The sequence below is a fragment of the Pseudonocardia sp. ICBG162 genome, from assembly GCF_020496225.1.
Taxonomy (GTDB): domain Bacteria; phylum Actinomycetota; class Actinomycetes; order Mycobacteriales; family Pseudonocardiaceae; genus Pseudonocardia; species Pseudonocardia alni.
The window spans coordinates 56,710-71,176 of sequence record NZ_JAHLJD010000023.1 but is presented as its reverse complement, the minus strand read 5'-3'; the positions used below and the strand labels follow the sequence as shown (position 1 = coordinate 71,176).

General features: G+C 74.9%; 14 protein-coding genes. 8 read left to right on the top strand and 6 right to left on the bottom strand.

All coding sequences use genetic code 11. The annotated features are described in order from the left end of the window. The first annotated feature begins 1 nt into the window (after window position 1). Genes KPL60_RS22625 through nudC form a run of 3 tightly spaced genes read left to right on the top strand, consistent with a single transcriptional unit; the run spans window position 2 to window position 3,808 of the window. A complete protein-coding gene (locus KPL60_RS22625; protein ID WP_226355382.1) occupies window positions 2–1,342 on the top strand; it encodes a pitrilysin family protein in 1,341 nt (446 codons plus the stop codon). Between the two features lie 49 nt (window positions 1,343–1,391). Then, on the top strand, window positions 1,392–2,786 hold the full coding sequence (locus KPL60_RS22620; RefSeq protein ID WP_226367122.1) for a pitrilysin family protein: 1,395 nt from the start codon (window positions 1,392–1,394) through the stop codon (window positions 2,784–2,786). Next, window positions 2,783–3,808 carry an NAD(+) diphosphatase gene (nudC, locus tag KPL60_RS22615; RefSeq protein ID WP_226367121.1) on the top strand — a complete coding sequence of 342 codons (1,026 nt, stop codon included), beginning with the start codon at window positions 2,783–2,785 and terminating at the stop codon, window positions 3,806–3,808. The genes KPL60_RS22620 and nudC overlap by 4 nt, the downstream gene beginning before the upstream one ends. 84 nt (window positions 3,809–3,892) lie before the next feature. Here nudC and KPL60_RS22610 read toward each other — a convergent pair whose 3' ends face one another. Continuing rightward, window positions 3,893–4,117, bottom strand: a complete 225-nt coding sequence (locus KPL60_RS22610; protein ID WP_280118320.1) for a glutaredoxin domain-containing protein — start codon at window positions 4,115–4,117, stop codon at window positions 3,893–3,895. 177 nt (window positions 4,118–4,294) lie between these two features. On the opposite strand from KPL60_RS22610, the gene KPL60_RS22605 reads away from it, so the two are divergent. From KPL60_RS22605 to KPL60_RS22590, 4 genes are all read left to right on the top strand, one after another. Beyond that, complete coding sequence (locus tag KPL60_RS22605; RefSeq protein ID WP_308016819.1) at window positions 4,295–6,391, top strand: ATP-dependent DNA helicase UvrD2; 2,097 nt, start codon at window positions 4,295–4,297, stop codon at window positions 6,389–6,391. Between the two features lie 152 nt (window positions 6,392–6,543). Then, on the top strand, window positions 6,544–6,837 hold the full coding sequence (locus KPL60_RS22600; RefSeq protein ID WP_226367120.1) for a hypothetical protein: 294 nt from the start codon (window positions 6,544–6,546) through the stop codon (window positions 6,835–6,837). A 192-nt stretch (window positions 6,838–7,029) separates the two neighbouring features. Further along, the gene (locus KPL60_RS22595) at window positions 7,030–7,368 is read left to right on the top strand and encodes a WhiB family transcriptional regulator (RefSeq protein WP_226367119.1); all 339 of its coding nucleotides are present in this window, start codon (window positions 7,030–7,032) and stop codon (window positions 7,366–7,368) included. Window positions 7,369–7,435: 67 nt separating this feature from the next. Then, the gene (locus KPL60_RS22590) at window positions 7,436–7,684 is read left to right on the top strand and encodes a hypothetical protein (protein WP_226367118.1); all 249 of its coding nucleotides are present in this window, start codon (window positions 7,436–7,438) and stop codon (window positions 7,682–7,684) included. 146 nt (window positions 7,685–7,830) lie between these two features. On the opposite strand, the gene KPL60_RS22585 is transcribed toward KPL60_RS22590, so the two are convergent. From KPL60_RS22585 to KPL60_RS22575, 3 genes are all read right to left on the bottom strand, one after another. Then, window positions 7,831–8,247 carry a VOC family protein gene (locus KPL60_RS22585; RefSeq protein WP_226367117.1) on the bottom strand — a complete coding sequence of 139 codons (417 nt, stop codon included), beginning with the start codon at window positions 8,245–8,247 and terminating at the stop codon, window positions 7,831–7,833. Between the two features lie 407 nt (window positions 8,248–8,654). Continuing rightward, on the bottom strand, window positions 8,655–9,986 hold the full coding sequence (locus KPL60_RS22580; protein ID WP_226355389.1) for an AarF/ABC1/UbiB kinase family protein: 1,332 nt from the start codon (window positions 9,984–9,986) through the stop codon (window positions 8,655–8,657). Continuing rightward, entirely contained in the window at window positions 9,983–10,933 is a 951-nt protein-coding gene (locus KPL60_RS22575) for a hypothetical protein (protein ID WP_226367116.1), read from the bottom strand. The genes KPL60_RS22580 and KPL60_RS22575 overlap by 4 nt, the downstream gene beginning before the upstream one ends. Window positions 10,934–11,024: 91 nt before the next feature. Here KPL60_RS22575 and KPL60_RS22570 point away from each other — a divergent pair, with 91 nt between their 5' ends. Then, window positions 11,025–11,666: a M48 family metallopeptidase gene (locus tag KPL60_RS22570; protein ID WP_226355391.1), complete on the top strand. Its 642-nt coding sequence runs from the start codon at window positions 11,025–11,027 to the stop codon at window positions 11,664–11,666. Between the two features lie 7 nt (window positions 11,667–11,673). Here KPL60_RS22570 and KPL60_RS22565 read toward each other — a convergent pair whose 3' ends face one another. After that, window positions 11,674–13,266 (bottom strand): zinc-dependent metalloprotease, encoded by a 1,593-nt coding sequence (locus KPL60_RS22565; protein WP_226367115.1) that lies wholly within the window; start codon window positions 13,264–13,266, stop codon window positions 11,674–11,676. Between the two features lie 97 nt (window positions 13,267–13,363). Continuing rightward, window positions 13,364–14,368: a PDZ domain-containing protein gene (locus KPL60_RS22560; RefSeq protein ID WP_226367114.1), complete on the bottom strand. Its 1,005-nt coding sequence runs from the start codon at window positions 14,366–14,368 to the stop codon at window positions 13,364–13,366. Window positions 14,369–14,467: the final 99 nt, after the last annotated feature.

The following is a 14,467-nucleotide window of genomic DNA, read 5'->3' as shown; positions in this document are numbered from 1 at the left end:
CGTGTCCGTGATCGCCGACAAATCCGCTCTCGAGCTGCACCGGGCCACGCTGGCCAACGGGCTGCGCGTGCTCGTCGTCCCGGACCCGGCCACCCCGGTGGTCGGGGTCTCGGTGCACGTCGACGTGGGCTTCCGTTCCGAGCCGGAGGGCCGCACCGGCTTCGCGCACCTGTTCGAGCACCTGATGTTCCAGGGCAGCGAGAGCCTGGAGAAGCTGGAGCACTTCCGGCAGGTCCAGTCCGCGGGCGGGATCTTCAACGGCTCGACCCACCAGGACTACACCGACTACTTCCAGGTGCTGCCCGGTGCGGCGCTGGAGCGGGCGCTGTTCCTGGAGTCCGACCGGCTGCGCGCCCCGAAGCTCACCGTCGAGAACCTGCGCAACCAGGTCGACGTCGTGAAGGAGGAGATCCGGCTCAACGTCCACAACCGCCCCTACGGCGGGTTCCCGTGGATCCTGCTGCCGCCGGTCCTCTACGACACCTTCCCGAACGCGCACAACGGCTACGGCGACTTCTCCGAGCTCGAGCAGGCGAGCCTGGACGACGCGGCCGCGTTCTTCGACACCTTCTACGCGCCGGGCAACGCGCTGGTCACCGTGCACGGTGACCTGTCCGAGCACGGCGTCGACGGCACCCTCGCCCTGGTCGAGCGGCACTTCGGGGACATCCCCGCCCGGCCCGTCCCGCAGCGGCCGTCGTTCGCCGAGCCCGCCCCCGGCGCGGAGCGGCGGCAGACCGTGGCCGACGCCCACGCCCCGCTGCCCGCGCTGGCACTCGGCTACCGCGTCCCCGACCCGGCCGCCGAGCCCGACGCCTACCTGGCCCACGCCATGCTCGCCACCGTCCTGGCCGACGGCGAGGCCTCGCGGCTGCAGCGCCGCCTGGTCCACGGCGGCGCCGACGGAGCGGGCCTGGTCACCGACGTCTCGGCGTCCAACGGCCTGATGGGCGGTCCGTTCGACGCCCGCGACCCCGACACCTTCACGATCACCGCGGTGCACCCGGCCGAGGTGTCCGCGGACCGGGTCACCGCCGCGGTCGACGAGGAGCTGGACCGCCTCGCCGAGCAGGGCCCCGGCACCGAGGAGCTGGAGCGCCAGACCGCCCGCTGGGTCGCCGCCCTGCACCGCGAGGACGACCGCGTCATGTACCGGATGCTCGGGCTCGGCGCCCGCGAGCTGCTCTACGGCCGCGCCGAGCTCGCCGTCGAGCTCCCCGGCAGACTGGCCGCCCTGACCGGTGCCGACGTCGCCGCCGCGGCCGCCCGGCTGCGTTCGGCCGGGCGGGCCGTCCTGCTGGTCGAGCCGGCCGCCGAACCGACCGGGGACGGCGACGCGTGAGCGCCCCGACCCGTCCCGGCACCGTGAACCACACCGAAGGGGGCTCCGCGTGAGCGCCGCCCGCACACACCGCAGCGCGGAGGAGATCGGCCGCACCGAGCGCGGCCCCCGCCCGCTGCCCGCGCTCGGCCGCACCAAGGAGGTGCCGCTGCCGGACGTGCTCACCGAGACCCTGCCGAACGGGCTGACCGTCCTGGCCGCGCGCCGACCCGGGGTCCCGCTGGTCGAGACCGTCCTGCGCATCCCGGCCGCCTCGCCGGAGCCGGTCGCCGACGCCGCCCGCACCGCGGGCACCGAGGTGCTCGCCGAGACCATCCTGACCGGCACCGCGGGCCGCGACCGGGTCGGCATCGACGACGCGCTGGCCTCGGTCGGCGGGGAGCTCGGCGTCGCCGTCGACCCGGAGTACCTGCAGGCGGGCGGCTCCGCGCTGGCCACCGGTCTGCCGACGGTCCTCGACGTCCTCGCCGACGTCCTCACCGCCGCCACCCACCCCGACGCCGAGGTCGCGCGCGAGCGGTCCCGGCTGGCCGAGCGGATCGCCGTCGCCCGCGCGCAGCCGCGCACCGTCGCCCGCGAGGCGCTGATGCGCCGCCGCTTCGGCGACCACCCCATCGTCTCGGAGATGCCGACCGCCGAGGCCGTCGCCGCGGTCACCCCGGAGCGCGTGCGGGAGCTGCACGCCGACGTCGTCGTCCCGGACGGGGCGAGCCTGGTCCTCGTCGGCGACATCGACCCCGAGGCCGCGATCGCCGAGGTCGCTCGCCGGCTCGGGGGGTGGACCGGCGACCACCCCGCCCGGTGGCTGTCCGCCCCGCCGGTGCCGCAGGCGGGCGACCTGGAGCTGGTCCACCGGCCCGGCTCCGTGCAGTCCCAGCTGCGCCTCACCGCGCCCGGCCTGGACCGCACAGACGAGCGCTACACCGCGTTCCAGCTCGCGAACCTCGTGTTCGGCGGCTACTTCTCCTCGCGCTGGATGGAGAACATCCGGGAGGACAAGGGCTACACCTACGGCGCGCACTCCGGGCAGGAGTTCGTCCCCGGGGGCGCGGTGCTCGGCCTCGACGCCGACGTCGCCTCCGACGTCACCGCCGCCGCCCTGCTCGAGACCCGCTACGAGCTCGGCCGCATGGTGGCGGTCCCGCCGACCGAGCAGGAGGTCACCTCGGCCCGTCGCTACGCGATCGGCTCGCTGCTGATCTCGCTGGACAGCCAGTCCGCGCTGGCCGGCACCCTGTCCGCGCTGCACGCCGCCGGGCTCGACGTCGACTGGCTCCGGGACCGGCCGCGCCGGCTGGAGGAGGTCATCGTCGACGAGGTCGCCGCGGCCGCCACCGCGCTGTTCGCGCCGACCCGGTTCACCGGGGTGGTCGTCGGTGACGCCGACGTGGTCGGGCCACCGCTCGCCGCGCTCGGCGGCGTGGTCCGCGGAGGCGGGCGATGAGCCCCGGGGACTTCTCGCTGACCGAGGAGCCGGTGCTGTCGCGCAACGCGCTGTCCCGCGACGAGAACCGGCGCCTGGACCCGGGCTACGTGCGCGACACGTGGGCGAAGGCGCGCGTGGTCGTCGTCGACGAGTCCGGACGCACCCCGGTGGACTGGGAGGTCGAGCCGGGCCGCGAGTTCCGCGAGGTCGACGCCGCCGCCTGGGACGACGCGGCGGGCCGTGGCGGGCACGTCCGGACCCGCGCGGGCACCGACGTCGCCGCGGAGCCGCCGGCCGAGGCCGTGCTGCTCGGCGAGCGCGAGGGCGTCCCGTACTGGGCGGTGCGCGTCGGGACCGAACGCACCGCCGACAGCGACATCTTCACCGGCGAGGGGGAGTGGGCGGACCTGCGCGCCGCGGGCGCGTTCCTCGACCCGCTCGGGTCCGGGCTGCTCACCGGCGCGGTCGCCACGCTGAACTGGCACGACCGGGCCCGGTTCTGCGCGATCGACGGCACCCGCACCCGCCCGCACAACGCGGGCTGGGCCCGGGTCTGCGACAACGGCCACGAGGAGTACCCGCGCACCGACCCGGCGATCATCTGCCTGGTGCACGACGGCGCGGACCGCGTCCTGCTCGCCCGCCAGCCTGTGTGGCCGGCCGGGCGCTACTCGGTGCTCGCCGGGTTCGTCGAGTCCGGCGAGTCGCTGGAGGCGTGCGTGCACCGCGAGATCTCCGAGGAGGTCGGCATCGCCGTGTCCGACGTGCGGTACCTCGGCAGCCAGGCGTGGCCGTTCCCGCGGTCGCTGATGGTCGGCTTCCACGCGATCGGGGACCCGGAGGTCCCGCTGACCCCGCAGGACGGCGAGATCGCCGACGCCCTGTGGATCACCCGGGACACGCTGCGGGCGGCACTGGCCCGCGGCGACTGGGGCACCCGGGACGAGCCCGACCCCACCGACGGACCGGTGGTCATGCTGCCGGGGAAGGTCTCGATCGCGCGCACCATGCTGGAGTCCTGGGCGGCCGCCGGGGACTGATCCCGCAGACGAAGCGGCGGCCCGCCCCCGGTGAGGTACCGGTGGCGGGCCGCCGCGCTCCGTGGTGGGAGATCAGGGGAGGTGTCAGACCCCGAGCCGGGTCTTCACCTCGGAGAAGCTGGGGTTCGTCGCGACCGACTCGTCCGGGAAGACGACGGTCGGCACCGTGCGGTTGCCGCCGTTGGCCTTTTCGACGAACGCCACGGCGTCCGGCTCGCGCTCGATGTCGATCTCGCGGTAGCCGATGCCGGCCTGGTCGAGCTGCAGCTTGAGACGACGGCAGAAGCCGCACCAGCTGGTCGTGTACATCGTCAGGTCCGCCATACCGGGTGCAACGGGCCCGCCCGCGGGATTCTTCCCGCCCCGCTGTGAGCTGCCCGGCACCCGGACGGGCGGGACGGGCGGCCCGTGACCGTCAGGGGTGGGTGTCAGGATGGGTGGGTGCCGTCCCGATCCGCCGCCCGCCCCGCCCGTGCGACCCGCGCCGTGCCGGACCCGGCGGCCCCGATCGGCGCGGACGGTCTGGACCCCGAGCAGCGGGCCGCGGTGCACGCGCCGCGCGGCCCGGTCTGCGTCCTCGCGGGGGCGGGCACCGGCAAGACCCGCACGATCACCCGGCGGATCGCCCACCTGGTGACCTCGGGCCACGTCGCCGCCACCCAGGTCCTCGCCGTCACCTTCACCGCCCGCGCCGCGGGGGAGCTGCGCACCCGGCTGCGTGCGCTCGACGCCTCCGGGGTGCAGGCCCGCACCTTCCACGCCGCGGCGCTGCGTCAGCTGCGCTACTTCTGGCCGCAGATGGTCGGCGGTAGCCCGTGGCCGCTGCTCGACGGCAAGCTGCGGCTCGTCGGCCAGGCGGCCGCCCGCGCCCGGGCCGGCACCGACTCCGACGCGCTGCGCGACCTCGCCTCCGAGATCGAGTGGGCGAAGTCGACCCTGGTCGCCCCGTCGGACTACGCGGCCGAGGCCGCCCGCCGTCGCCGCGACACCCCCGGCCCGGCCGAGCAGGTCGCCGCCGTCTACGCCGCGTACGAGGAGCTGAAGAACGCGAGCGAGCAGCTCGACTTCGACGACCTGCTCCTGCACACCGCGATCGCGCTGGAGGAGCACGGCGGCGTCGCCGAGGAGTTCCGGTCCCGTTACCGGTGCTTCGTCGTCGACGAGTACCAGGACGTCACCCCGCTGCAGCAGCGCCTGCTCGACGCCTGGCTCGGCGACCGCGACGACCTCACCGTCGTCGGCGACGCCAACCAGACGATCTACACCTTCGCCGGCGCCTCCCCCCGGTACCTGCTGGAGTTCCCGCGCCGCTTCCCCGACGCGGCGGTCGTGCGCCTGCAGCGCGACTACCGCTCCACCCCGCAGATCGTCGGCTGCGCGAACCAGCTGATCGGCGCCGCCCGCAACCGGCCCGCCGGGTCCCGGCTGCAGCTCATCGGGCAGCTCCCGCCCGGCCCCGACCCGGACTTCTCCGAGCACGACGACGAGGCTGGGGAGGCCGCCGCCGTCGCGGGCCGGATCCTGACCCTGATCAACGACGGCACCGAGCCGTCGGAGATCGCGGTGCTGTTCCGGATCAACGCCCAGTCCGAGGCGTTCGAGCAGGCACTGTCCGACGCCGGCGTGCCCTACCAGATCCGCGGCGGCGAGCGGTTCTTCAACCGGCCCGAGATCCGCCGGGCGATGCTCGCGCTGCGCACCGCGGCGCCGGACCAGCGGCCGGGCACCGACCTCGTCGACGTCACCCGCGCGGTGCTCACCGCCCGCGCCGGGCTGACCGACGAGCCGCCGAAGGGCGCGACGCTGCGCGCGCAGTGGGAGTCGCTGCTGGCGCTGGTCGGCGTCGCCGAGGAGCTGGCCGCGGTCGAGCCGCAGGCCGACCTGCGCCGGTTGTGCGGGGAGCTGGAGACCCGCGCCGACCACGCGCAGGCGCCCGTGGTCAACGGCGTCACGCTGGCGTCGCTGCACGCCGCGAAGGGCCTGGAGTGGGACGCGGTGTTCCTCGTCGGACTCGCCGACGGCACCCTCCCCATCGGCCACGCCGGCGACGACGAGGCCGCCGTCGAGGAGGAACGCCGGCTGTTCTACGTCGGCGTCACCCGCGCCCGGCGGGTGCTGTCGATGTCGTGGTCGCTGTCCCGGGCCTCCGGGCGCGGGCCGAAGCGACGCCGCTCGCGGTTCCTGTACGGACTGATCCCGGACTCGCACCCGGCGTCCCGGGTGGCCGGCGAGCACCGGCCCGGGGGAGCCCGGCCCAAGTGCCGCGTCTGCGGGACCCCGCTGTTCGGGACCACCGCCACCAAGCTCCTGCGCTGCGACGACTGTCCGTCCGATGTGGACCTGGAGCTGCTGGACCGGCTGAAGCAGTGGCGGTCGGCGGCGGCGAAGGCGCAGGACGTGCCAGGCTTCGTCGTGCTCACCGACGCCACGCTCACCGCGATCGCGGAGCAACGGCCCGCCGGACCGTCGGCCCTGGTGGGCATCCCGGGGATCGGCGCGGCCAAGCTGGACCGCTACGGCGACGACGTGCTGCGGGTGCTCGCCGAGCACGCGGCGGAGGGCTCACGACCCCCTCTTCGGTAGGGATCGGCGTGAACTTCCGGCGAGACTTCGAATAATCGGTTGCAGTGCCGTGCGCAGCACTTCTACTGTCGTCGGCACCAGGTGGAGCGCCATGCTCCCGACACAGACGCGTCGCGCGGGAGACCGCGGACGGAACCGGAGGAGGTGACGAGATGGGCACGATCGACACGACCGACCTGATCGGCACCACCCTGTCCGTCCCGGCCCCGGTGTGCGTCCCGGAGCAGACCGTCGTCGCGCACGACGTCGCTCACGCGGGCATCGCGGTCACCGCGGTGTCCGGCGTCCGCCGTCGCCACCAGGGGGTGGCGCTGATCGCGCCGTCGACGCTCCGCGCCACGGGTGAGGTGTACCCGCTGGGCGGCATGCCGGTCGCGGTCACCGGCCCGATCTTCGATGACAAGTGCACAGCTGCGTTCGTTCCCGGGCGCCGAGGGGGTACCTGACCCTCAGCACCCAGCGAGTCCCATCGGGGCCGCGGAACCCACGCACACGGGTTCCGCGGCCCCGATTTTCTTTGTCCCCGATTCCGTCCCGAGAGATGACAGGTCCCGACCGGACCGGTCTGACCAGTTGCAGATGAAGTTCGATCGAGGAGGTCGATCGTGTACGTGCGATCCGTTCCGTGTGACGGCGGAATGATCACCGAGCAGTCCGGCGGCGGCGCCGGACCCGACGAGGTGCGGCTGCGGTCCGTGCCGAGCGTGGGCTCGGTCCTGCCCTGCCGCAACGGCGACGCCGACCTGTGGTTCGCCGAGGCCCCGGCCGAGCTGGAGGAGGCGAAGTCCCGCTGCGGCGGCTGCCCGCTCCGGCAGGCCTGCCTGGACGGCGCGCTGGAGCGCGCCGAGCCGTGGGGCGTGTGGGGAGGCGAGATCTTCGACCACGGTCGGGTGATCCCGCGCAAGCGCCCGAGGGGGCGTCCCCGCAAGGCCGACCTGGAGCGCGACCGGGCCCTGGCCCTGGCCGCGAGCCGCTGACCACAGCCGTACCGGCGCGACGCGCACCGCGGCGCCGCCGACCCACCAGACCCGAGGAGACCGAGACATGAACGACCTGAAGCCGGCACCGGCCGCGCGACCGATTCTCCGCACCGACCATTCGTCCCACCTCGTGAACCAGGAGAACGTGATGACGCTCATCCAGGAAGCGCTGGCGAGATCCCATCAGCAGGAGGCCCAACGGGCGGCGGCCGAGCACCGGCTCGCGCGCCGGCTCACCGCGGGCCGTGGCTGGTCCCGGATCGCGGCCTGGGCCGCCTCCCGCGCCGAGCGGGCGCGGCTGCGCGCCGGCTGATCCCGCCGCCGACCGCCGTGATCGGTGCCCCGTCCGGACCCCGCGTCCGGGCGGGGCACCGTCGTGTCCGGGACCTGCCGGTCCGCCGGCGGGAGCGGGTGCCTGCTCGTCGCTTTGCTCTGCTCACCGATACGCAGCACCCCAGGTCAGGGTGCCGACGACCCGGTGAAGACGTCGGCGAACTCCGCCGATGGCGCGATCTCGGTGATCACGTCGACCAGTACCCCGTCCGGCCCGGCGACGACGAAGTGCCGCTGCCCGAAGTCCTCGTCGCGCACCGGGAGCAGCGCCTCCAGCCCACCACGGACGACGAGACGGTCCCACTCGGCGTCGACGTCGTCGACCTCGAGGTTCACCAGCGTCCCGGCGGCGGACCGGCCGCGGTACGCCGTCGGGATCGTCGGATGGTCCCGGTCGAGGACGGCGAGCTCGAAGCGTCCGCGACGGAGGCTGACGTACCAGTCGGTGTCGAAGACGATCTCGAATCCCATCAGGCCGGTCCAGAACGCGCGGGCGGCCGGGACGTCGGCCGTCGCGAGGACTGGGTAGCAGCTCTGGAGCACGGCACCCTCCTATACGCATACCCTCGGTATGTGAAATCTATCGACGTACCATCAGTACGTCAAATGGGGGGAGAGGGCACGGGAACTCCGGTCCGAGCAGCGCGAGCGGATCCGGCAGGCGGCGCTGGACGAGTCGGCGCGCCTGTTCTCCCGCAACGGGTACGGCGCGGTCGGGCTGCCGGCCGTCGTCGCCGGGCCGGAGTGACAAAGGGCACGCTCCACCACCGGTGCGACGACGAGCGGCGCTGTTCGCCGCGGTCCTGGCGCGGTGGGCGGACCGTGTGGCGGACCGGGGCCCCCGAAGGCTCCGCCAGTGGCGCCGACCTGCGCTGCTGCGTATCGGTGAGCAGAGCAAAGCGACGACAGGACACCCCGTCCCGCAGGACCGGAGTACCGAAGGGGAGGGGTCAGCCGGTCGGGGCGTCCGGCTCGAACATCTCCGGCTGCCACTCGGCGACGATCTCCCGCAGCCGCACGTGGGAGTCGAGCTGGCACAGGATGCCGACGGTCCCCATCGTCACCCGGTGCACCAGCAGGAACCGCGGAGGTAGGTTCAGCGACCGGCCGATCGCCGCCTCCGGACTGCGGAGGTCACCGACCCGCTCGGCCTGCTTCTGGATCCACCGGCGGCTGAAGTGGAACTCCTCGGACCCCAGCGGCTCGGTGAAGGGTGCGAGGTAGCCGAGGATCTGCTCGGACTCGATCCGGGCGCCGTCGCGGACGAACCCGGCCGAGCGCATCAGGGCCATCAGGTCGCCGCTGCGCCCCTCGAGCGCGTACTTGGTCATCGTGACCAGCTCGGGGGGCATGCCGTCGGGCATCCGGGCGACGGCACCGAAGTCGAGGACGAGCAGGCGGCCGTCGTCGAGGATCCCGAAGTTGCCGGGGTGCGGGTCGGCGTGCAGCAGGTGCGCGCGGTCCGGCGCCGAGTAGTGGAAACGGGCCAGCTGGTTGCCCGCGTGGTCGCGCTCCTCGCGGGTGCCGTCGCGGATGATCGAGGCCAGCGGGCGGCCCTGCACCCACTCGGTGATGACGGCCTTGGGTGCGGACCCGACCACGCGGGGGATCTTCACGTCCGGGTCGTCCTCGTAGAACGCGGCGAACTCGCGCTGGTACGCGGCCTCGTCGCGGTAGTCGAGCTCCTCCTCCATGCGGTCCTTGAGCTCCGCGACCAGCGGCTTGATCTCCATGCCGGGGACCAGCGGCTGCAGGATGCGGCTCATCCGCCCGAGCTGACGCAGGTCCGAGCGCAGCGCCTCCTCGGCGCCGGGGTACTGCACCTTGACCGCGACCTCGCGGCCGTCGCGCTTCCAGACCGCGCGGTGCACCTGGCCGATGCTGGCCGAGGCGGCGGGCGTCTCGTCGAAGTCGGCGAACCGGGACCGCCAGGACCGCCCGAACTGCTGGGTGAGCATGTAGTCGACGTCGGCCATGGGCATCGGTGGCGCCGCGGACTGCAGCTTGGTGAGCGCCTCGCGGTAGGGCTCGGCGTACTCGTCGGGCACGGCCGCCTCGAACACGCTCAGCGCCTGCCCGAACTTCATCGCGCCGCCCTTGAGCTCGCCGAGCACCTCGAACAGCTGCTCGGCGCTCTTGGCCGCGAGCTGGGCCGCGATCTCGTCGCGGTCACCACCCGTGAGACGGCGCCCGAACCCTGCTGCGGCACGTCCGGCGACGCCGAGCGGGAGGCCGGCGAGCTTGGCGGTGCGCGAGGCGGTTCTCCGGGGAATGTCGCTCACACGGTGATTGTCCACCCGGCCGGGGGAGTCCCGCACGCCGCGGTGGGCCCCGGTGCGCTGTCCGGTACCGCCGCAGCCGCTGTGCCGCAGGAACAACCGGGTCGTCGGAACCCCGGACGGGTGACGACCGTCGCCGCGTCCGCGTCGACCTCCAGCACCGCTCCCCACGACGCGGGCGGCCGGCCGCCGCGTACCGGCCCGTCGACGGCGGCGAGCACCTGGCCGACCGCCACCGCCGCCGTCGCGACCAGCACGTGCGGTGCCGCCGACGACGGCCCGCCGGCCGCCCCGGGCGCCCCCGCACAGCCGGGACACGGCCCCCGGCCCGGCAGGACGAGCGGCCCCACCACGCCGCGGCCGTCGCGCAGGGCCACGAACAGGTGCTCCGACGGAGCCTCCGGCGGCACCGGCCCGTCGCCGGTGAGCACCACCAGATCCGCGGGCACCCGCCGGGGCGGATCGGTGTCGGCACCGGCGTCGCGCAGGAACGCGCGCAGCTCGTCCCCGCGGTCCCGGCCCGGCCCCACCGGCAGCCCGGCCAGCACGTCGTCGGCGCCCGTCACCCCGCCGACCTGCGGGTACAGCTGTCCGATCCCGGCCCGGGCCAGCCCGGCGACGACCGCCACGGCGAGCGCGCCGGCGCCGCGGACCTCGACGAGCGTGCCCTCCCGGCGCCGCCGGACCCGGTCCTCGACGTCCGGGTCGGCGAGCAGCCCGGCCCGCCACAGGACGGCGAGCAGCACCGCGACCTCGTCGTCGCCCCGGGTGAGCGCACCGGTCGGGCACGGACCGTCGGCGAGCCGGTCCAGTGCGGCGACGGCGGCGGGGGACAGCTCCTCCAGCAGCCGGGCCCGTGGTGGGCCGGACCCGATCCGGCGGGCGCGGGGCCCGGCCGGGAGGACGGCGAGGTGGGCGGCGAGCGCGAGCCGTGCGGGCAGTCCGGTCACCGGCGCCACGGTGCCCGGTCCGTGCGGCGACGGGGCCGGAACGCGTCCGCGCCGTTCGCATCCGCGAACCGGGGCGGCCTACCCTGGGGCCATGGCGAGTCCCCCGGTAGAGGTCCGACGCAGCGCCCGCCGGAAGCGCATGGTCAGTGCCCGGCGGGAGGGGGAACGGCTCGTCGTGTTCATCCCGGGCTGGATGTCCGCCGAACAGGAACGCGACTGGGTCGCGGAGATGGTGAAGCGGGTCGAGGCGAGCGAGGCCCGCCGCCGCTCACCGGGCCGCAACAACGACGAGGCCCTGATGCGCCGCGGCCAGGAGCTGTCGAAGCGCTGGCTCGAGGGGCGGGCGCGGCCGTCGTCGATCCGGTGGGTGCCGACGATGCGCACGCGCTGGGCGTCCTGCACCCCCGACGACGCCACGATCCGGATCAGCGAGCGCCTGCGGGACGCGCCGGGCTGGGTCGTCGACTACGTGCTGGTGCACGAGCTGGCCCACCTGCTGTCCGCCGCGCACGACGACGTCTTCTGGTCCTGGGTGCGCCGCTACCCGCGCACCGAGCGGGCCATCGGCTACCTGGAGGGCCTCAACGCCGCCGCGGAGCTCGGCATCACCGGTGTCGACGGCGACCCGGCCACCGCCGACGAGACCGACGGGGTCGCCGACGCCGACGGTGAGGTCGGCGGGTTCGGCGGGACCGGCCCCGGGATGGAGCCGGTCCGCGCGACCGGGACCTGAGCCGGGCTCAGGAGTCCTTCCGGTCCGTCCCGTCCTCGCCGTCGGTGTCCTCCGCGGAGGGCTTCTCCGAGGCCCCGGGCTCCTCCGGGGTCCCGGACGACTCGGCCTTCCGCTTCTCGGCGTCGGCCGCCATCTGGCGCTCCAGCTCGGCGATCGGGTCGTCCGGGACGGCCCCGCCGGTCGCTCCGCCGCGCACGAAGGCGGCCGGGTCGTCCAGGTCGTCGGCCGAGGGGATCAGGTCCGGGTGCGCCCAGACCGCGTCGCGGCCCTCGACGCCGCGCTCGGCGCCCAGCAGCTTCCACAGGTCCGCCGCGGCCCGCAGCTTCCGCGGCCGCAGCTCCAGCCCGACGATCGTCGCGAACGCCTGCTCCGCGGGCCCGCCCGAGGCACGGCGGCGGCGCATCGTCTCGCGCATCGCCTCGGCCCCGGGCAGCCGCTCGGTCAGCGCCTCGGCGACGACGGTGTCCACCCAGCCCTCGATCAGGGCGAGCAGGGTCTCCAGCCGGGCCAGCGCCGCTTTCTGCTGCGGGGTGTCCTCCGGCTCGAACATGCCGGACTGCATGGCCTCCTGGATCGACTCCGGGTTCGACGGGTCGATCCCGCGGGCGAGCTCCTCGATCCGCGAGGTGTCCACGGTGATGCCGCGGGCGTACTCCTCGACGGCGCCGAGCAGCCGCTCGCGCAGCCAGTGCACGTGGGTGAACAGCCGCTGGTGGGCGGCCTCGCGCGCGGCGAGGAACAGCGTGACCTCACCCGCCGGGCGGTCCAGGCCCTCCGTGAACCGGGCGACGGCCTCGGGCAGCAGTGCGGAGGTGCGCTCCGGGCCGACCGGGATGCCGAGCTCGGTGGAGGTCAGCACCTCCTTGCCGAGCTGGGCCAGGCCCTGGCCGAGCTGGCTGCCGAACGCCATCCCGCCCATCTTGCCGAGCATCCCCAGCATCGGGCCCGCCGCGCCGCGGACCTCCTCGGGCAGGCCCTCGACCCAGGCCGAGGACAGCCGCGTCGCCACCGGGTCGCAGAGCCGCTTCCAGGTCGGCATGCCGGCCCGCACCCAGTCCGACGGCGTCCAGGCCTTCACCTCGCCGCCGGAGGAGGGGAACGAAGTCGCCGGGTCGAGCCACAGCTCCGCGAGCTTCACGGCCTCGGCGACCCCGGTGCGCTGGGCGTCGGTGAGCGACGACGTCGACTGCGCGAGCTGCTGGGTGGCGATCCGGGCGGCGAGGTCGTAGTCGACGGGGCCGCCGTCGGAGGAGCCGCTGCTGGAGAGCATCTGGCCGAGCTGGGACAGCATCTGCCCGAGCTGGCTCATGTCGAACTGGCCCCCGCCGGGCATGCCCGGCATGCCGGGGATCCCGCCCATGCCGAACGCCGCGAACGGGTTCTGGCCCGCGCCGCCGGAGGCGCCCGACGGGTCGTCGGACTGGGGGTGCGACCCGAAGCCGAACGGGTCCTTCGGGCGCTCGGGCTCGCCCTTCCCGTCCTTGCCCGACGTGCCCCCGTCCTTGCCGGAGGCGTCGCCGGAACCCGAGTCGGGCTGGTCGCCGGGCTCGCGGTCGCGGTCACGGTCGGCGGGGCCGAAGCCGAAGGGGACGTCGCTCATGGCGTCCACCGTACGCGGGCCCGGGGGGTGGTCGCCGCCCCGACAGCCGGTGGATCGGGCCTGGTGGGGCGGTGTTCGCTGCGAGCGGACCGGGGAACTACGAGCAGCCGGCGGGCGTACCGCCGGTGTCGAGGGTGGTCAGCGCGCCGACCGCCTCGTCGAGGGTCCCGACCCGCACGAGCTGGAGCCCGTCGGGCGCGTCCTCGGCGGCCTCGGTGCAGTTCGCGGCGGGCACCAGGAACGTCTGCGCACCGACCTCGCGGGCCTTCAGCATCTTGAACCGGATGCCGCTGATCGGCCCGACCCGGCCCTCGGCGTCGATGGTGCCGGTGCCGGCGACGAACCGGCCGCCGGTCAGCGGACCCGGGGTCAGCTTGTCGACCAGCGCCAGGCTGAACATCAGACCGGCCGAGGGGCCGCCGACGTCGCCCAGGGTGATGGTCAGCTTCTGCCCCTCGGCGGGGGAGGTGGCCGGGGTGATGCCCAGGAAGGCCCGCGCCGGGTCGTCCGGGTGGGCGGCCGGGGTGACGGTGACCTGGCGCGGCGCGGCGTCCCCGCGGCGGATGGTGAGGGTGACCGGCTGCCCGGGGCGCGCGGTCCCCATGGCGTCGAGCAGGCCCTGGACCGAGGTCACCGGGGTGGTGCCGACGGCGCGGATCTCGTCGCCGGGCTCCAGCACCCCCGCCGACGGCGAGCCGTCGGTCAGCGCGCCGACCGTGACCCGGGTCGGCAGGTGCAGGTGGTTCAGCGCCGCGGCCTCGGCGTTCGCGATCGAGCCGTCGAACTCCTGCTGGTTGGCCTGCGTGACCTGCTCGGTGGACTCGCCGGGCGGGTACAGCGACCAGCGCGGCGCGAGCCGGTAGGTGCCCGAGGCCCACATGCCCAGCGCCCGCAGCGTCGAGATCCCGTCGGTGACGCCGACGGTGGTCATGTTCAGGTGCCCGGTCGTCGGGTAGGTCGGCAGGCCCTCCGCGGAGACGACGGGCGTGCCCTCGACCTCGCCGAGGGTGTCGAAGGTCGGCCCCGGCCCGAGGGCGACGACCGGCGCGGGGACCACGGTCCCGACCGCCGTGAGGGCCAGCAGTACGAGGACCGCGGTCACCCACGTCGAAGATCGAACGCCCACGGGACGGAACCCTACGATCGTGCGACGACGACGGCGCGCCCGACCCCGGTCCGTCCTGCGACGATGCGGGCCGGG